The 19,288-nt window shown below is 44.1% G+C and carries 14 protein-coding genes; 10 read left to right on the plus strand and 4 right to left on the minus strand.

The features are described from left to right. Positions 1–92: 92 nt before the first annotated feature. The gene (locus L4C44_RS04525; RefSeq protein WP_017060876.1) at positions 93–437 is read left to right on the plus strand and encodes a YajD family HNH nuclease; all 345 of its coding nucleotides are present in this window, start codon (positions 93–95) and stop codon (positions 435–437) included. Between the two features lie 136 nt (positions 438–573). Here L4C44_RS04525 and L4C44_RS04530 read toward each other — a convergent pair whose 3' ends face one another. Next, positions 574–954 (minus strand): NADH:ubiquinone oxidoreductase, encoded by a 381-nt coding sequence (locus L4C44_RS04530; RefSeq protein ID WP_146490125.1) that lies wholly within the window; start codon positions 952–954, stop codon positions 574–576. Positions 955–1,548: 594 nt separating this feature from the next. Between L4C44_RS04530 and L4C44_RS04535 the strand changes: the two genes are divergently transcribed. From L4C44_RS04535 to L4C44_RS04545, 3 genes are all read left to right on the plus strand, one after another. Continuing rightward, positions 1,549–2,787 (plus strand): L-lactate MFS transporter, encoded by a 1,239-nt coding sequence (locus L4C44_RS04535; RefSeq protein ID WP_061017387.1) that lies wholly within the window; start codon positions 1,549–1,551, stop codon positions 2,785–2,787. Positions 2,788–2,844: 57 nt separating this feature from the next. Next, the gene (locus L4C44_RS04540) at positions 2,845–4,509 is read left to right on the plus strand and encodes a VRR-NUC domain-containing protein (protein ID WP_428804478.1); all 1,665 of its coding nucleotides are present in this window, start codon (positions 2,845–2,847) and stop codon (positions 4,507–4,509) included. A 201-nt stretch (positions 4,510–4,710) separates the two neighbouring features. Continuing rightward, positions 4,711–7,065, plus strand: a complete 2,355-nt coding sequence (locus L4C44_RS04545) for a fatty acid cis/trans isomerase (RefSeq protein ID WP_146490123.1) — start codon at positions 4,711–4,713, stop codon at positions 7,063–7,065. A gap of 171 nt (positions 7,066–7,236) precedes the next feature. On the opposite strand, the gene torS is transcribed toward L4C44_RS04545, so the two are convergent. Beyond that, complete coding sequence (gene torS / locus L4C44_RS04550) at positions 7,237–10,248, minus strand: TMAO reductase system sensor histidine kinase/response regulator TorS (RefSeq protein WP_428804479.1); 3,012 nt, start codon at positions 10,246–10,248, stop codon at positions 7,237–7,239. A gap of 92 nt (positions 10,249–10,340) precedes the next feature. Between torS and torT the strand changes: the two genes are divergently transcribed. Together torT and L4C44_RS04560 are read left to right on the plus strand one after the other, a co-directional pair. Beyond that, entirely contained in the window at positions 10,341–11,369 is a 1,029-nt protein-coding gene (gene torT / locus L4C44_RS04555) for a TMAO reductase system periplasmic protein TorT (protein ID WP_428804480.1), read from the plus strand. Positions 11,370–11,429: 60 nt separating this feature from the next. Then, positions 11,430–11,885 (plus strand): methylglyoxal synthase, encoded by a 456-nt coding sequence (locus tag L4C44_RS04560; protein ID WP_052880060.1) that lies wholly within the window; start codon positions 11,430–11,432, stop codon positions 11,883–11,885. Positions 11,886–11,978: 93 nt separating this feature from the next. Here the strand turns inward: L4C44_RS04560 and L4C44_RS04565 are convergent, their stop codons facing one another. Next, complete coding sequence (locus L4C44_RS04565; protein WP_146490120.1) at positions 11,979–12,329, minus strand: VOC family protein; 351 nt, start codon at positions 12,327–12,329, stop codon at positions 11,979–11,981. Positions 12,330–12,411: 82 nt separating this feature from the next. Beyond that, a complete protein-coding gene (gene helD, locus L4C44_RS04570; protein ID WP_428804481.1) occupies positions 12,412–14,487 on the minus strand; it encodes a DNA helicase IV in 2,076 nt (691 codons plus the stop codon). 177 nt (positions 14,488–14,664) lie between these two features. Between helD and yccS the strand changes: the two genes are divergently transcribed. The 4 genes from yccS (at position 14,665) to L4C44_RS04590 (ending at position 19,230) form a co-directional block, all read left to right on the plus strand. Continuing rightward, on the plus strand, positions 14,665–16,848 hold the full coding sequence (yccS, locus tag L4C44_RS04575) for a YccS family putative transporter (RefSeq protein ID WP_052880058.1): 2,184 nt from the start codon (positions 14,665–14,667) through the stop codon (positions 16,846–16,848). 354 nt (positions 16,849–17,202) lie between these two features. Further along, on the plus strand, positions 17,203–17,364 hold the full coding sequence (locus tag L4C44_RS04580) for a hypothetical protein (RefSeq protein WP_179946897.1): 162 nt from the start codon (positions 17,203–17,205) through the stop codon (positions 17,362–17,364). 121 nt (positions 17,365–17,485) lie between these two features. Beyond that, positions 17,486–17,806: a hypothetical protein gene (locus L4C44_RS04585; RefSeq protein WP_060981525.1), complete on the plus strand. Its 321-nt coding sequence runs from the start codon at positions 17,486–17,488 to the stop codon at positions 17,804–17,806. A gap of 161 nt (positions 17,807–17,967) precedes the next feature. After that, positions 17,968–19,230: a hydroxymethylglutaryl-CoA reductase gene (locus L4C44_RS04590; RefSeq protein ID WP_048617136.1), complete on the plus strand. Its 1,263-nt coding sequence runs from the start codon at positions 17,968–17,970 to the stop codon at positions 19,228–19,230. Positions 19,231–19,288 lie beyond the last annotated feature (58 nt).

Genomic DNA, 19,288 nt, shown 5'->3' on the forward strand with positions numbered 1-19,288 from the left:
CATCATTTAGCCATGATTTTACGAACGACATACCAACAGCTTCAAGAAAGCTGTGATAAAATCGGGATATTACAATTGATAAGGATTTGGCAATGTCTTCTGATTTCACAGGTTCGAGTGCAGCGTATGCTCGCCAAGAGAAAGGCTACCGCGAAAAAGCACTAAAACTGTACCCTTGGGTTTGTGGTAAATGTGCGCGTGAATTTGTTTACTCAAACCTCCGAGAGCTTACCGTTCACCACGTGGATCACGACCATACAAACAACCCTGAAGATGGCAGTAACTGGGAGCTACTGTGCCTATACTGTCACGATCATGAGCATTCAAAATACACCGATCATGAGCGTTATGGTGTGGATGCAAAAGCGAGTTTAGATGATCATCAGTCAGCAACACACAACCCGTTCGCCGATCTCGCTAAGATGATGAAGAAGTAAACGTTCTTCATCAAGGATTAATAAACAAGAAACCCCAGTATGTCACCATACTGGGGTTTCTTTTATCTGCAGCCATATAGACTATCTCTGGATCAAAAAAGCCTTCCGAAGAAGGCTTTTTAAGAATCAAATCGAATTATGCTGCCGCTTGTTTGCGAGACTCTTCTACCTGTTTAGCGCGCTTTTTCATCGTCAGTTTATCGCGGTATGCAAACCAAACATAAGACACAACCACTAAGAAGAACAGGTATGACAATGAGAAAATGAACGGCGATTGAATGATATCGTTCGAGATACCCCAAGAAACACCGATAACCGTCACTGCAATCTTCGCAAAAAAGCCACACATCAATAGCACTAATGCCAACTGTGGGAAACGCGTGCTGCGGAATGCAAGCCAGTAACAACTGCCTACAGCCAATGCCGCAACGTAGAAGCCGAACAAGAAAGAATGAATATGATCAGCAGCTGCTACACCACCAGTAATCGACATCAATAGAATTAAAAATAGTTTCATAATACTCGCCTCGTAATAGACTAGAAACGCATCCTTTCATTTTTGGAATCTCAGTTTACGTACTATTTTCCCACTTTTTCACAACAACACAACCCCTCAGATCGAACAAAATGTAAGCAAAAGCACCCACAAAAACCACCATTAACAACTGGTTAACATCCCATTTCTAATAGAACTCCGTTACTCCTTGTCTCATATGAAAAAAGCACTAATTCGATTTATTTTGTTACACAAATTTAACCTTAGAAATTAATTAAAATTATTTGCAACTCTGTGATATCCGCACGGAATACGAGTCTACTAAAAAGTGATCACCTCGAAATCCCAGGAATAATTGGGTGGCAGGGCGAAAATGAACAAAATAGAAAGGTGTTAAAAACATTTTGAAAACCAATGAAAAACAACCCATTAACAAACTAAATTTAATTTACCAAAAATGGAAAAAGAGATTCCAATCACATTTTTATTGGTTATAATCCGCGCTCTTTTGCGCCATCTGTTGATAAACGCAAACTAATTTTGAAGAAACAATCACAATAACCCGTCTTTAGTTAAGTGGCTCTCCACTAACCGATGACAAAACTGAGAATAAAAATGAGCAAGATTGATAAAGCAACACGTATCCTGCTAGCAGGCTTCTGTATCAACCTTTGTCTTGGCATCCTGTATGCTTGGAGTGTATTTAACAAAGCGCTAGTAACTGAAGCTGGTTGGAGTGCTGCTGAAGCATCTTCTCCTTACGCTATTGCAACTATCACATTCTCTGTTTGTCTTCTTGTTGCGGGCATCCTACAAGACCGTATGGGTCCACGTAAGATCCTTATCCTAGGTACAGCGCTTACAGGCCTAGGCATGATTGCTTCTGGTTTCGCTACAACACCTATGATGCTGAACATCACGTTCGGTGTTATGACAGGTGCAGGTATCGGCTTCGGTTACGCATGTCTTTCTCCATCAGCAATGAAATGGTTCCATTCTTCTAAGAAAGGTATGGTTAACGGTCTTATCGCAGCAGGCTTCGGTCTTGCAGCTATCTACCTAGCACCAGTAACTTCTGCGCTAATCGACAGCATGGGTATCCAAACTAGCTTTATGATTCTTGGTGTTGGTGTACTTGCAATCGCAGTACCTCTAGCAGCAACAATCAACAACCCACCAGCGGATTACACGCCAGCTGAGCCTAAAGTAAAAGCAGGCCAAGCTCCTAAAGCGGTTAAGAAGACTGAAGACCTAACTTGGAAAGTAATGCTGAAAACTCCTCAGTTCTACTCTCTATGGATCATGTACGCGTTCGCTGCATCTGTTGGCCTAATGATCATCGGTAACATCACTACGATTGCTAGCGTTCAAGCTAACCTGCCAAACGCAGTTTACCTAGCGTCTATCCTTGCAGTATTCAACTCAGGCGGCCGTGTTGCTGCGGGTATGCTTGCAGATAAAATCGGTGGCGTACGCACTCTACTTCTAGCGTTCATCCTTCAAGGCGCGAACATGGCTCTATTCGCTACGTTCAACTCTGAATTCACGCTAATCATTGGTACGGCTATCGCAGCTGTTGGTTACGGTACGCTTCTAGCAGTATTCCCAACACTTACAGCTGAATTCTACGGTCTGAAAAACTACGGTACTAACTACGGCGTGCTTTACACGGCATGGGGTATCGGCGGCGCTATCGGTGCAGCAGTTGTTGGTTTCTCTATGGCAAACGGCGAAGGTTACGGCCTAGCTTACACAATCTCTGCAGTTATGATGGCGGTGTGTATTGTTCTAGCAATCATCACTAAGCCAATCTCTGAAGCTAAAGTTGCTGAACTAAAAGCATCACAAGCTTAATCATCAGAAAAGATTGAATTTGTTACTGAAGAGCTTAACCTTAGGGTTAGGCTCTTTTTGTATCAAGCGACTTCTCCATTGACGACCGAAACCACTCTTCAGCTCTCCCCTACTTACTATCTCGACAACTTCAATCGGCTGGTTGAACACACTCAAACACTCTACCCCGATCTTTTGAGTGACGAAGAATGCCGTTGGTTATCTGAATATAAACGTCTTTCAATTGCTAGTCGGTGTTTAATGGTTCGTTTGCTTTCTCGCAAGGGCTGCTGGTTTCGAAGTGATAAACTCAGCTATGTTGAGATTCCTGATTTAAATAGTGCACTACGAGAGTTAAACACCTCTGGCTTCATTACGTTAAGTCACCCTACTAACAAACATGACTTGGAAATCACTCAGATCGAACTTGGATTGCACCTGCTCACCAAGCCTGAACTGCTATATGTATTCCCGTCTCTTAAGAACAACAAAACTGCTAAAAAAGACCAACTGTTAGCGTTCCTTGAACCACAAGCTTTTGATCAGTTCCAAACTCTACCCTTCGACTGTATTTACGTGGTCGAATCCGAAGTAATTGATGTATTGCTGATTCTCTTCTTCGCCAATACTTACCAAGACCTAAGCCAGTTTGTGTTAAGTGACCTTGGACTCAACACCTTCGAGAACTATCCATTAAGCAAGCAGCGCCGCTTCTTCACTTCCAGAGATCAACTCAATCAATTGCTCCAGATACGCGATATTCAACGCTTGTATTCAGAAGGAGACCGCAAAGACGGTGAGTTTCTTGAGCTACTTTTACAGTCGATGCCAGAAGAATCAGAACACAGAAGCATTGCTAGAAAACGATCGCGATTGATCAATGACCTCGCACGTGACCTAGAAAGGCTCAACCAAAATGACCAAGCTGTTTTTTGGTTCAAGCAATCGGCACTTCCTCCAAGCAGAGAGCGACTTGCGCGCATCTATGAGAAGCAAGATGAATTGGACTTAATGTGTGACATTGTCACGCAAATACAAGCTACTCCATCGGATGTGTCAGAGCTTGAGGTCGCGGTTAAGCTTGAACAGAAGTTATTACGGAAACAGGGCCACAAGGTCCCTCGCCCTTCAAAGCCAAGTTGCGCGCAGATAAAACTAGAATTGGATCTCAGCCAAACGCGAGTCGAGCTCGCGGTAAAACAACATTTTGAAAGCCAAGGTTGGGATGTCTACTTTTCCGAAAACAGCTTTCTGTGTGGTTTGTTCGGTTTGGCTTTCTGGGATGTCATTTTCTCTGATGTCGAAGGCGCTTTTATCAATCGTTACCAACATCGGCCACTGGACTTTTACCACTCAGACTTCGTAGACAAACGAGCCGAGCAAATTGAAGCTGTGTTCCAAACCCTATCCGAGCACGGGCTGAGCCACTTGTTTGATACTTACGATGAAAAGCAAGGCATCACCAATCCCTTTGTTCATTGGAATCATTTCCCTAAAGTACTCATCGAACACAGTATGGAAGCTATTCCTAGCGCCTTGATTATCGAACTCTTCAAAGTGTTATTGAGTGACTTAAAGCTATTTAGAACCGGGATGCCCGATTTGATTGCGTTCAAAGACGAAGGGTTTCATTGGATTGAAGTCAAAGGCCCAGGAGATAAACTGCAAGACAACCAATGGCGCTGGATCAAAGAGTTTGAGCGATTGTCCGTCCCTTTCTCTGTTTGTTACGTCAATCAATGAGTCTTACTTTTGGCTCATGGCTGTGAGCTCTTGGCACTTGAATCTAGCTAGGCCTAAGCCTTAATTTCCGAGCAAAAGCGAGTGACATGCATCGACAAGTTACTCTGTCCCATCAAGATCTTATCTATAAGATTGTTAGAACATGAGCATTTTCAATCATTTTCGATATAATTAGAGAAAATGCTTAATATATAAATACGTATGAATTTGAAAAAACTCTTCATTTTAGCTTTTGTTAGTGTCTTCTCAGGTTGTGCCGTCTACGCGGGTTTAAACTTCGACGAACTGTTTGGCGAACAACAAGTACGCGATCGCCAAGCTCCTATTCTTTCGGCTCAAGCACAGCACTTTATTGACGAAGTAAAGCCTATTATTGATAACCGTTGCGTGGTTTGTCACGCTTGTTATGACGCTCCTTGCCAACTCAAAATGTCTTCAGTAGAAGGCATAGACCGAGGCGCGAGCAAGGCACTCGTTTATCAAGGCACCCGCTTAACTGCATCAGCCCCTACTCGCTTATTTGAAGATGCTTTAACCACACAAGAGTGGCGCGATGCGGGTTTTCATCCGGTTCTCAACGAGCGCATGCAAAACTCAACGGCGAACCTAGATGCTGGCCTTGTTTCTCGCATGTTGATTCAGAAAGAGAATCACCCTCTGCCCGATCAAACACAGCTTGAAGGTTTCGACTTTTCAACCGATCGCGACCAACAGTGCCCAACGATTGAAGAGTATGCTCAATATGAGAGAGATTACCCAACTTGGGGGATGCCTTATGGGATGCCGAATTTAGATAAAACAGAATACGCGACTTTAATGAGTTGGTTGGAAAATGGCGCATTAATGAACGACCACATTCCACTGAATGATGCTGAACAAGAGCTCGTTAATGTCTACGAAAGCTTTTTAAATAAAAGTGATAATAAGAGCCAACTTTCAGCTCGTTACATCTACGAGCACCTGTTTTTATCTCACGTCTATTTTTCTGATCTAGCACAACCAACGCGTTTCTTCACCCTTGTTCGTTCTGCAACACCTCCAGGTGAAGCGGTACAACGCATCACAACTCGTCGCCCTTATGACGACCCAAAAGTAGACCGTGTTTACTACCGCCTCATTCCAGAGCAAGGCACCATTGTCGACAAAACGCACATGCCTTTCGCACTCAATAAGGAACGACTACAAAAGTGGAATACCTGGTTTGTCGATGCTAACTACGCTGTAAAACAACTTCCTAGTTACAACATTGATGTTTCTGCTAACCCAATGACTTCGTTTGAAGCGCTGCCAGTAAACTCGCGTTTCCATTTCATGTTAGACAACGCTCAAAACACCATCATGGCCTTTATCAAGGGGCCTGTGTGCCGTGGTCAACTTGCCCTAAATGTGATTAACGACCGCTTTTGGATTTTCTTCATTGACCCCGAGAAAGCCGATTTACCAGAAATAAATGCCTTCTACGCGAGCCAAAAGAAAAACTTAAAGCTACCTAGTGAGCTCAAGAGCAACACTGTGCCTGTCACAAACTGGGTAAGATACGCGAAACAACAAGCACGATACCTAAATGCGAAATCAGACTTCACTAATCAATGGTTCGAAAGTGGCGTGAACCTAGACACTGGCATCATTTGGGATGGCGATGGCGTCAACCCAAATGCAGCCCTCACCATCTTTAGACATTTTGATAGCGCATCTGTTGTGCAAGGGTTAGTTGGCACACAACCTAAGACAGCGTGGATTCTTGATTACGCTCTTCTAGAACGCATTCATTACCTTCTCGTTGCAGGCTTCGATGTTTACGGTAACTTTGGCCACCAACTGATTACACGCATGTTCATGGACTTCTTGCGCCTTGAAGGTGAGAGTAATTTCTTAACCCTTCTTCCTAAAGACGTTCGGCATATTGAGCACTCTAGTTGGTATAAAAACCAAAGCACACAATTGAGCGACTACTTGCAGCGTAATATTGCACCTTTTGAACAACCAACCAGTGTGGTTTACAAAACGGCCGATCCTAAACGTGAACTGCTTAATATGATAAAAGATAAGCTTGCACCTGTGCTTGATAATCGCTTTGATATTGTCGAAACCGGTTTGGGTAGAAAGAATGAAGCACTGCTTAATCAAGTGAATTTGATTAAGGGAGAGGGCCTACGTCATGTTCCTCAGTTAGTGATGATCATGATTGAAGGTGAAAACGGCGAAGAGCAACTGTTCACCATGATTCACAATAACGCCCACAGCAACATTTCTAGCCTTTTTAATGAAGAAGGTAACCGTGATTACGCCAACGACGACTTAACACTCGTACGAGGCGTTGTGGGAAGCTACCCTGCCGCTTACCTTTCATTAACCGAGAGCGAGATACCTGCTCTGGTTAAAACGCTGCAAAACTTAAACACAGAAGAGGACTACGTGGCGATGCTAGACAAGTTTGCGGTACGACGCAGTTCTAGTGAGTTCTGGCCGTTCAGTGATCGAGTGCATCGTTGGTATCAACAAAACCAACCGATTGAGTTTGGTTTATTAGATTACAACCGCTTTGAAAATAGATAATAAGTGGTAAGCCTTGGTTTTAGTTCTAGCTCTGGGAGAGATTAGTTTGAAAGGCTAGTCGTTCTGAAAGAAGGCTAACTTGCACGGTATACAAAATCCTCTGACGAATATTCGTACAGAGGGTTTTTGTTGGTGTGCAGCTTAGGTATTGTTTAAAAAAAACTCATACCATTACGCAGAAACATAAGGGAGAAGAGCCTCCAACGAGCCTTTTACCAATTCAGACAAAGCTTGGTCGTTATCTCTATACTGCAATAATGGATCTTCGCTTGCTTCAATGCTCTGACACAAACTGTACAGTGCTGATAAACCCAAGCTACCCGCAGATCCTTTAAGCTTGTGCGCTAAAGACTTCACTTCTCGTCCATTATCGGCTTCACTCGCCTCGACTAATTCATTCAAGGTAAGGTTGCTGCTCTCCTCGAAAAGCACAACGATTTGCTTCATTTTCTCTAACCCAAGGATCGATAGGTCGCCCTCGATCACTTTTGAATCAATCAGTTTCACCGGAGCACCTCCTTCATCTTGAGCGTCAGTTGTCGTCGCGTGTTTTGCCAAAACATCAGCCACCTGTGCCGAATGCAGTTCATCATAGTTGCTCGTAATAATACGGTTACCGTTTTGCTTACAAACAGCATCATTTGGATCGGGCTGTGGCAACAATAGTGTTTTACCATCAAGTTGAGCAACGATGAGCTGAGAAAGTGCTTCTTTTTCAAGTGGCTTAGGTAGGAAACCATCAAATCCTGATGCTAAATAGCTCTCGACTTCCTCGTTGAATACGTGAGCTGATACTGCAATCATAGGTGGAACTTTGCGGGTGGCACTTTGCACATGCTGGAGCGCATCATCTTTAAGTTGTTGAATTAACTCAACCCCATCGCAATCTGGTAAGTTAATGTCTACCAATGCAATATCAAACTCTTGTTCACTGAATATGGCTCTCGCTTCTTGCCCGGTTGTCGCTATCACAACATCATGGCCTAAGTTATTCAAAAAGCCCTCGGCAACAATGCAGTTCACCGGATTGTCTTCAATTAGAAGTACTTGCGCTCGAATACACGCTTCAATGACCGGTACTTTCGTTTCTATCATCTCACCGGCTTCAAGTGGCAGTGAGAACCAGAACTGGCTTCCCTCGCCTTCTTCAGAATGAACACCAATATCCCCATTCATTGCCAGCATAATACTTTTGCTGATCGCTAACCCGAGTCCAGTACCACCCGTTTTGTTACGACCGCTATCGGTTTGGGTAAAAGCATCAAACAGACAAGCTTGCTCGCTTGCATCAATTCCGACACCAGTATCAGACACTTCAAACATCACTCGATTTTTATCTTCGACATCTAAGCTAATGAAGATATCGACCGAGCCACTTTCAGTAAACTTAATCGCATTGCCGACCAAGTTATTTAAGATTTGGCTAATTCGTGTTACGTCGCCTCGCCAATAACGTTGCACGTCACTTTCTATATGGAAATCAAAATTTAGCTTCTTCTCGGCGGCTCGTCCTTCCATTAGCTGGTAGGTGTCTTGAACCATCTGATGAAGGTCAAAGGAAGCTGTGCGTATCTCTAAATGCCCCGCTTCTATCTTGGAGTAATCCAACACGTCATTCAAAATCGCCAGTAAGTTCTTACCGCTGCGGTTAATGATGTCAGCATAGCCTGATTGCAGAGGGTCTAACCCTGTATCTTTGAGCAATCTCGCGGTCCCTAACACACCGTTCATCGGCGTTCGTATTTCATGACTCATCGTCGCAAGGAAAGCGGATTTCGCTCGGCTTGCTTGTTCTGCCGCGTTGCGGGCTTTAGCGTGATTGCCCACCTCGATATTCAACTTTTCATTGGTTTTTTGCAGTTGATAAGTTCGATCAGTAATCAACTCTTCGAGATGCTCTTTGTGCTCTTCAAGCTCGCGTTTCGCTTTTGCTTCGCCCACCGCGACCACTTGCAGTGCCTGCGCGGTGTTTCTGGCGGTAATGATCGCCTCGCCCATATGAGCCAACTCATCATTACCCTTAACCGAGATATCAATATTCAGGCGACCTTGTGCGATAGACATCAAAGCCGATGAGTATTCAGTAAGACGTTTAACAACCGAGATATACACCACTCGCCACACGATAAATGCGACGATTACCAAACCAATAACCGAAATCACAGACAGCGACCATTGAGCCAGATTCAGTGTGCTGGTCAACTCATCAACCGCTTCTTTGGTGCTTCGGTTTGAATCATCAACCAGTTGGTTAACCGTTGTATTCAGCTGAGAGAACAACTCCAGCGTGTTTTGCATCAGAAACTCTGACTTCTTGGTGTTCTCATATTGTTCTAACGAAATATCAAACACGACTTGGCGTTTTCTTAGCTCTTCAAGAAGCTGAGACATCTGCGCTGAACGAGTAGGATCTTCGACCGCTTTAACACGACGTGCCATGATTCTTAGGTTGGATTCAAATTCAGATTGGATTTGATGAATACGCTCAACATTGGTAACTGTCTGTGTTTCTTCAATTTGATTAAGCATTTTAAACGCCAGCAAATGCAATTCGTGTAGGCGTTCAGACAAATCAAGGTCAACCTCAACAAGCGCATCTAGGGCTTGGTAGGCTTTATCCGTTTCTTTAGTTTCTAGCAGGTCGTAAATGTGCGTTACGTTAGCAACTGCAATGGTCGCCGTGTTCAAAACTTGGGTTCGCGTCAGCTGTTCTAGTTCTTCGGCAAGTAGGCGCATCTCTTCAACACGAGACGACAGCTCTTTGCTTAACCAAAGCTTACGTTCAACCGACACCCCCAACTCAGCCAGTGTATTAATAACACTTTGGACATTGTTTTCGAGTTTATTGAGGAGTTGAGAATCGAAGCTGTCGACGCCAAGCTCTTTGATGTGCTGAAGAAGCGACTCAAGTTGGTCGAACAATACCGTTCCAGCCTCTTTTCGCTCAGCCTCGTTTCTCGCATTAGAAAGCGTTTGTACCGATGAAATAATGCGATTACTCAACTCAGAAACCTGGCGAGCTTCGATCATGGCAGGAAGCGCCGAATCAACGACGTTTCTTTCCGTTTTTGCTACAAAGCTAAAACCAGAAACACCGATCAATGCAGACAATAGAACCAACAGTGCCATCACTAAGAATGAGGCCAGCAGCTTGCGTCCAATACTCGCTGAAGCTAACAACATAAACTCTAAACCTTAAAACGTTCTTCTTTACCCCTGCAGAATACGCTATATTTTGCAGTGTTTCTTATCTAAAACCAATAAAACGGCAATTCATGCTATCTAGACCTTTCACTTCAAAAACTCTTCTCTCACTACTGGCCTCAGTGACCACTGTTGCAAGTGCTAGCGAGCCTTTAAGCCCAATCAAACCCTCAGAGGCCACATCACACAAAGAGAAAATTTGCGCCATTTATCCGCACTTAAAAGACTCTTACTGGTTATCTGTCAACTACGGCATGGTCTCAGAAGCAGCAAAGCAGCAAGTCGAACTCCGAGTTTTGGAAGCTGGTGGTTACCCTAACGTGGCCAAACAAGCCTCACAACTGGTGCTTTGCACACAATGGGGAGCAGATGCCATTATTTTAGGCACAGTTTCGCCTAATGCTTATCACGACAACCTTACAGATTGGGTTGGCTCTACCCCTGTGTTTGCGACCGTTAATGAGTTAACCATCAATGAAGAGCAACAGAAGGTATTGAAAGGCACAGTCGGAGTTGATTGGTATCAAATGGGGTTCAAAGTCGGAGAATTTTTGTCGAAGAGACACCCTAAAGGGTCAGGAGAAACACCTATCGCCCTGTTACTTGGCCCACAAGCAAGTGGTGGCACTAAGCCTGTTGCACTTGGCTTTTATGATGCTATCAAGTCGAGCGATATCAAAATCGCGATCAGCTATTGGGCAGATAACGATAAAGAACTACAAAGAAACTTAGTACAGCAAGTCATTGAGCAACCGGATATTCAATATATTGTTGGAAGCGCTGTTGCTATTGAAGCCGCGATAAGTGAGCTGAGAGCGGCAGGTAAAACCAAAGAAATTGGATTGGTTTCGAGTTACTTAAGTCACGGAACTTACCGTGGCTTACTTCGTAACAAGGTTCTTTTTGCGCCAACAGATAAAATGGTTGAGCAAGGTCGCCTATCGGTAAAACAAGCCGCGAATTACTTGCGCGGACAACCTTATGAAGAACATAGCGCACCAACTATCGAAACGCTAACACCGGCAACACTCAAAGATCAAATTATCGCCGACTCATTGTCACCTTCTGAGTTTCGACCGGTATTCAGTGTGAATCCATAGTGCTATATTGGCTGAAGAACTCAAAACAATAAAAACGAAACAATAATTTAGGGAACATTCATGCAAAAAACGACGCGTACTATGCCAACGCATAAGAATATCGCTTTGGTCGCTCATGACCATTTCAAACCTGAGCTACTAAGATGGGTCAAAGAGAACAAAGAAAAACTACAAAAACATTTCCTTTATGCAACGGGCACTACGGGTTCTCTACTAAGTAAAGAGACAGGCTTAGCGATTAAGAGCATGATCAGCGGCCCTATGGGTGGTGACCAACAGCTTGGCGCGCTTATTTCAGAAGGCAAAATCGATATGCTGATTTTCTTCTGGGATCCACTGAATGCCGTTCCACACGACCCGGACGTAAAAGCACTGCTTCGTATCGCAAGTGTTTGGAACATTCCTGTAGCGACTAACCGCGCTACAGCAAACTTTCTGTTTAACTCTTCACTGCTTGAAGAAGAAGTGATCATTGAGATCCCTGACTACGAAGCGTACCTAGCAGAGCGCACGTAATCGCACGTTAAATGTTATCTCTACAGAACAGACTAAAAAGCCTGCTTAATCGCAGGCTTTTGTTTATCTAAATATAGAAATTCTTAGTAAAGGCTATTTGTCACTCCACACCGCCATTTCGTTACCACTTGGCTCTCTAAAATGGAAACGTCTGCCACCGGGAAAGCTAAAGACCTCGCGGTTTATCTGCCCACCAGCATCAATCACATCGCGCTCAGTTTGCTCAAGATCTTCGCTATAGAAAACCATCAGCGCAGCGCCGTTATCTGTATTCGACGCCAGATCTGCTAAATAGAAGCCGCCCATTAAGCCTTTCCCTTCAAAAGCAGAATACTCAGGCCCATAATCTTCAAATTTCCAAGCAAACACTTGGCTGAAAAACGCCTTGGTCGCTGCGATATCCTTCGCGGCAAATTCGATGTAATTGATTGAGCCATGTTCCATATGTATGTCCTTCTACTTTATGTCTGCGAATAAAATACAGCGAAAGCAACTTGAGCCCTTAGTCGACACCTAATCTAAGCGGTTACTTCTTACGAACCACTGGGTAATCAGAACCATGCAGCTCTTGCACAAAGCCAGACCCGTCGCCACTGTGCGTAATCCACACTTTCTCTTTCGCTCGCGTCATTGCTACGTAAAACAAACGACGCTCTTCCGCATAAGGGAACGCGTCTGATGATTCGGTCAATGCGCCATCAACATGCAGCTGTTTCTTCTTGGTCGGGAACTGTCCTTCGTCAACACAAAGAATAATGACAAAGTCCGCCTCTTTACCTTTACTGCCGTGGCAAGTCATGAACTTGATATCAATGGAGGTGAAGATCTTCTTCCAGTCTTCCAACAACTCTGGTTTGTGGTAATGGTTACGTCCAAGTAGCAGCACAGACTTGTTGGTTTTGCCTTTAGCTTGGCGGTTCAATTGATCAAGGATCTTCTCAACTTCTTTGCTTGGCGCACTGTACACCGCCTTCTGTTTCTGTTGCTTGAAGCTGTTAAGTTCTTTCGGAATCTGAATCGGGTTTTCTTGTACAAAGCGATTGGCAACCGCACCTAACTGATTGTTAAAGCGGTAAGTGGTATCGAGGTGATGAATGGTCGAGCTTTCAAATCGACCTTTAAAGCCGGTGGTCAAATCAACATCCGCCCCCGCAAACTGATAAATAGACTGCCAGTCATCGCCTACCGCAAAAATAGAGGCTTGATGCTCAGCTTTCGACTGATTACAAAGTGCTTCAACCAAGGCAAGGCGATCTGGAGAGATGTCTTGGTACTCATCGATCATGATGAATTTCCAAGGAGAAATAAATTTGCCTTTCTCGACATACTGAGTCGCTCGACTGATCATGATTGAGAAGTCGATATGATTCTGTTCTTTCAGTTCTTTTTGCCAAGCCGTCACACATGGCCAACACAGTGAAAGCTCGCTGTTGAGGCGCGTATAGTCTCGGTGATCAATCAGCTGTTGTTGTACTTCTTTCTTCGATAAACCCGATGCATTCAACTGTTCAAGCTGCTTTTCAAGCCAACCAATCAGTTTGAGGTTTGAAACATGACTACCTAGCTCATCGTCACCGGTTAAGTAAGCAATTGGCCATTTAGACAAGTGCTTCTGCCAACGTTTGAAGTTAGTCGGCGTCATCCAGTGCTTTTTCAACCAATCAATACACCACGCCTGACGTTGGTTATCATCAAGTGCTAACGGAGAAATAACCACGCGTTCAGGCTCTACCTGATTGAGGATCTTTAAACCCAACTGGTGGAAGGTGCTGACTTGTACCTTCTCTGCTGATAAACCAATTTTACTATCGAGGCGCTGCTTCATCTCTTCAGCTGCTTCTCGACCAAAGGCGAGCAATAACAACTCTTCAGCTTGAGCTTGATGGCTTTGCAGTAAATACGCGACGCGAGCCGTCAGAACACTGGTTTTACCCGAGCCTGCGCCTGCTAAAATAAGGTTGTGATCATCATTCATCAACACCGCATACTGCTGTGATAAGTTTAGTGGTGACGATTCACATTGTGCAAACAACACTTCCCAGTTTTTTCGCTCGGTCTCTAGCCATTGCTGGTTTCTTTCAGCTTGCTTGATTTCCGTTTCAGATAACCATGGCTGCATTCTCGCGATACGGTTTGGCATACGCTGCGCGGCTTCATCCAGAGTCATAGTCATGCTTTCTAAACCAGCGTTGACCATATCGACCCAAGTGTTGACCTTAGAATGCGGTAGGAAAGCTGGCAATTGCTCTAAACGAGTTAATTCAGCTTCCCATTGAGGAACGTGTTCAGCCAATTGTTCACATTGGGTGTCATGCCACTTCTGATAAGCGGCAACTGACGCACGTGCAAATTGACGACATTGATCCCAAGGTAGGCCTTGTACCAACCAACTGCGCTGTTTTCCATCTTGTTGATTAGCAAAGAATTGCAGCGATCCCCAAAACAATCCGCGTTTGATCGCGATCTTGCCACTCCAAATAGTAAACGGAATACGCTCTTCACTGCCTACTGAAGATAACAGCAAGCGTGGGCCATCAAGTTCAACCTGATGATATTCATTTTGAATAAAAAATTGTGCAGTCTTGTTAGCGCTTAGCTGCATTGGAGTGTGCTCTTAATTAGGAATATTGAATTTATATCATGATGCAATGAGAATTAATAATATCTCACATCTTATCGACGCATTCATGACCACCTAAGGGCAATTATGGATAAGTATCAAATTCTTGTGCTTGATTTCTGTTAGGATTATGGTTTTTAGTGTGTCAAGCGAGCAACTGTGGACTTCTCAGCCAAATTACGCCTCTATTGGGCGAACAAAACCATAAATTACAGCGTATTAATTCTCATCACTCTGCTCGGTGTTGTGGTTCCTGCTTGGTATTATGAACAAAACACACTGATCACTCCTTTAATTTTAGGTGTTATTGCTGCGGCTCTTGCTGAAAGTGATGACAGCTTTACTGGGCGTTTAAAAGCACTCACACTGACCTTTATCTGTTTCGCCGTTGCGGCTTTCTCTATCGAGATTCTCTTCGATACGCCTTGGTTATTCGCGTTAGGGCTTTTCGTTTCAACCTTCTCTTTTATCATACTCGGGGCAATTGGCCCCAAATACGCGAGTATCGCGTTTGGTTCTCTCTTAGTTGCTATCTATACCATGCTCGGTGCCCACGAGAGTACCAACCTTTGGTTTCAGCCACTTTTACTGTTAACTGGCGCCGCTTGGTACTACTTTATGTCGATGATTTGGCAGATAGTATGGCCAATGCAGCCCGTGCAGCAAAACCTAGCTACGGTATTTGATCAAATCGGCAATTACATTGATTCAAAAGCGGAACTATTTTATCCCGTTTCAGATTTAATTCCTCAACCACACCGAATCATTGAAGCCAAGCTCAACGCTAGTACTGTTAACGCACTCAACATGTGTAAAGCGACGCTGCTTAATCGCTCTAAACGCGGGCACATTGATGGACCAAGTGACCGATTCCTAAATACTTACTTCATCGCACAAGATATTCATGAACGCGTAAGCTCAAGCCATTATCGCTATCAAGAGCTGGCAAAACACTTTGAACGCTCTGACGTGTTGTTCCGTTTTAAATACCTACTCGAAGCCCAAGCCACAGCCTGTAAAGAAGTGGCGAGCTCATTAAAGGTTGGTGCGGAATACCAACATGGTGATAAATCTGTACTGGCACTTGATGAGCTTATGTCTTCACTTAACCATCTACACCAACAGAACAAGCCCGAGTGGAAATCGCTGTTAAACCAATTGGATTACTTATTCAATAACCTGGCAACGGTTGAAAAACAGCTCTCAAATATCAGTAACCCAGATGCAGAGAAGATTGAAGAAGGTGTATTAGACGACACAAACCCACACACGTTGACGGCAATGTGGCATAAAATCAAAGCCAACCTGCATACCGACTCCATGCTGTTTCGTCATGCGATTCGTATGGCGATCACGCTGACACTCGGCTACGGAATCATCCAAGGGTTTAATATTGAGCGTGGTTATTGGATCCTGCTAACAACACTGTTTGTTTGCCAACCTAACTATAGCGCTACCCGCCAAAAGCTAACTGCCCGTGTTATAGGCACGGTTGCAGGCCTATTGATTGGCGTACCGCTACTGACTTTCTTCCCTTCCCAAGAGAGCCAGTTGGTGTTCATTGTGATCAGTGGCGTGATGTTCTTTGCGTTCAGAATCAATAACTACGGCTTCGCGACCGGTTTTATCACACTGCTTGTGCTCTTCTGCTTTAACCAGTTAGGAGAAGGCTACGCAGTCGTTCTACCAAGACTAGCGGATACCTTTATTGGCTGTGCCCTCGCCGTACTTGCTGTCATTTATGTATTGCCGGATTGGCAATCGAAGCGACTGCACAAAGTAATGGCGGATGCGCTCGATTCCAATAAAAATTATCTCGCTCAGATCATTGGCCAATACCGCGTAGGCAAGAAAGACAGCCTCAACTATCGTATCGCTCGTCGTAGTGCACACAATAACGATGCAAATCTAACTGCCGCTATCAGTAGCATGTTGGTTGAGCCGGGCAAGTACCGTACCTCTGAAGATGAGAGCTTCCGATTCCTAACACTCAATCATGCCCTACTCAGCTATATCTCAGCTTTGGGAGCACACAGAACGCGTATCGATGACGAAGCCACGCATAAGCTAGTTCTTGATGCACACAGAGTAATACACGAGCACCTAGATGCTCTAAATGATCAGCTCTACTCCCACCAAGAACAATGTGAAGTGAAAAATGCTTACGACCCTGAGCTTGATAAACGTTTGAGTGAATGGCGTGAAGAAGATGAGAGCTCTGTCAGAATGGTCCTACAGCAGCTACATTTGATCTATAGAATGCTACCAGAACTGCATACCTTAGCGACCAAATTTGCGGTTAAGGTTAAGATAGATAAACCGTTTGAAACGGAAGTATCTTGAGTAACAAACAAAATACCGTAAAAACAAAAAGATAGAGAAACTGCTCAGATATTGATCGCTAGATGTTTTTATATATTGCTCTATCAAAACCCCAACCTTGATAGAGCAACCACTTGCTTACCCTTACTCCATAAGGGTTAAAGAGATTTTACATTGTAGGAATTTTCTGACTTTGATTGACCAAGCCATAACTTTGCCTAACATTTCTCGGACAAAAAACGACCACAGAAATTTATAGTTGTCCTAGTTTTAGGGAACTTCAAACATCATTTAATATTCACTTAATCTTGTTTGATTTCCTGTATCAGTAGGCTATGCTCTATAGAGCATATAAATTTGAACTAAGGTCACAATATGAATACACAGCAATTTGAAGCATTTAAGCAACAAATACAGCTTCTTAGTCCACAGCAATTGAAAGCGCTTCAAGGCGAGATCGACGGTAATCTTGAAACAGACCAACCTTCTGTGCTAACTGATGAAGAGTTAAACGCACTAAATGACCTGTTCAGTTAATAGACAGACGTCACTATTTTAGCTTAAGTTCACATTTTCACCGTAAATTTCATCTGTTCACCATTGCGCTCAAAATATCGTCCACCTAGACTCATTTCATACGTCAATAAAAGGTTCTGTTATGTCGATATCTGGTATTCAATCTGGTTACGCCATTATTCAGCAGTCAACCAACATGGCTGAAGAAGCCGCAATCGAGCTTAATCAAGCCTCTAAACACTCCTTAGAATCCGACGACGCTTTCCAAACTAGCGATTTCAGCTTTAATCAAATAGAGCCAGAGCAATCCATTTCGTTTAAAGACAAAGAACCTGAGCCTACTTCATCCTCAACTGATGCCCTAATAAAACTGACACAAAGCGCAAGTTATAACCGCATTGGTGCGAGTGTGGTTGATCGTCAAAACGAAGCTATCGGTAGCCTTCTCGACATTCATATCTAAATTTCACTCAAATACAGCCTATATTTCGTGAAACTTCGCTGCTTTTTGCTTCAACAACCACACAAACTGTAACTCATTATATCAGGCGCTTGTTTCTGGTTTATTACTCGGTAGAATCAGCGCAAACCAATTTGCTGCACAAACTTTACTTCATACTATTTATGCCAAAACTAAATCTGCATCGCCGTGACTATGTTTCTATTTTAGGAGGCGACATCTCCGCAGACGAATTAGAAAAGAAGCTCCAGCCTCATTTTGAGAAGCCAGTGAATAAACTGACTCCGAGCCCTTATCTGACTGAAAAGAACCTTACACGTCGTTGGACTGCTCTCGATAATGCAGATTCGCAGCAAGAGCTGCTCGACCCTCATACTCAAAGCCAGATTCAAGCTTATGAGAAAAACATAGAGCACTTTATTGGCACGGTTAAAGTCCCTGTAGGTGTATCTGGTCCTTTAAGAGTCAATGGCTTATTTGCTACGGGTGATTACCTCGTACCACTCGCAACGACAGAAGCAGCGCTTGTGGCGTCTTATAACCGCGGCTCAAAACTGATCACCGCATGTGGTGGTGCAAGTGCAATGTTGCTCAATGAAGGGGTAACACGCACTCCTGGGTTTGCATTCCAAGGCTTAGTTGAAGCCGGACAGTTTGTGGCTTGGGCAGTTACCCAGTATGACCAGTTCAAGATCTTGGCAGAATCGACAACTTCGCACGGCAAACTTACCGACATCAACATCAACATCGAAGGTAACCACGTTTACTTGGTGTTTGAATTTCTAACCGGAGACGCTTCTGGTCAGAACATGGTGACCATTGCTACCAATGCTGTATTTGAGTACATCATAGAAAATACTCCAGTGAAGCCCGACCATGCGTTCCTTGATGGCAACTTGTCAGGCGATAAGAAAGCCAATACCCAAACCTTACGCAGCGTTCGTGGTAAAAAGGTAACGGCAGAAGTGAATATTCCTGCAGAGCTTGTCGCGAAATACCTACATACGACGCCAGAGAAGATGGTCCAATTTGGTCAAATGACCACAGTCGGTGGCGCTTTGAGTGGTACTATCGGTATCAATGCTCATTATGCGAATGCGCTGGCGGCACTTTATATCGCTTGCGGCCAAGACGCGGCCTGTGTCGCTGAGTCAGCGATTGGTATGACGCGTATGGAACTCAACAAAGAAGGCGGTTTATACGCTAGCGTGACACTGCCTAACTTAATGGTAGGGACTGTCGGCGGTGGTACCGGCTTACCAAGTCAAAAAGCCTGTTTAGATTTACTTGGCCTGCATGGCAACGGTAAATCACAAGCTCTCGCTGAAGTTTGTGCTGCACTGTGTTTGGCGGGTGAGCTATCAATCGTAGGCGCATTTTGCGCAGGCCACTTTTCACGAGCGCACCATAAGCTAGCTCGTAAATAACCTTTATACAATTTGGCTTGTTCGGTTTTGTCGTTCATGCAAAATCACAAGCCAATCT

Origin of the sequence: Vibrio satsumensis, from assembly GCF_050337435.1 — a bacterium.
In the GTDB taxonomy this organism is placed as follows: Bacteria; Pseudomonadota; Gammaproteobacteria; order Enterobacterales; family Vibrionaceae; genus Vibrio; species Vibrio satsumensis.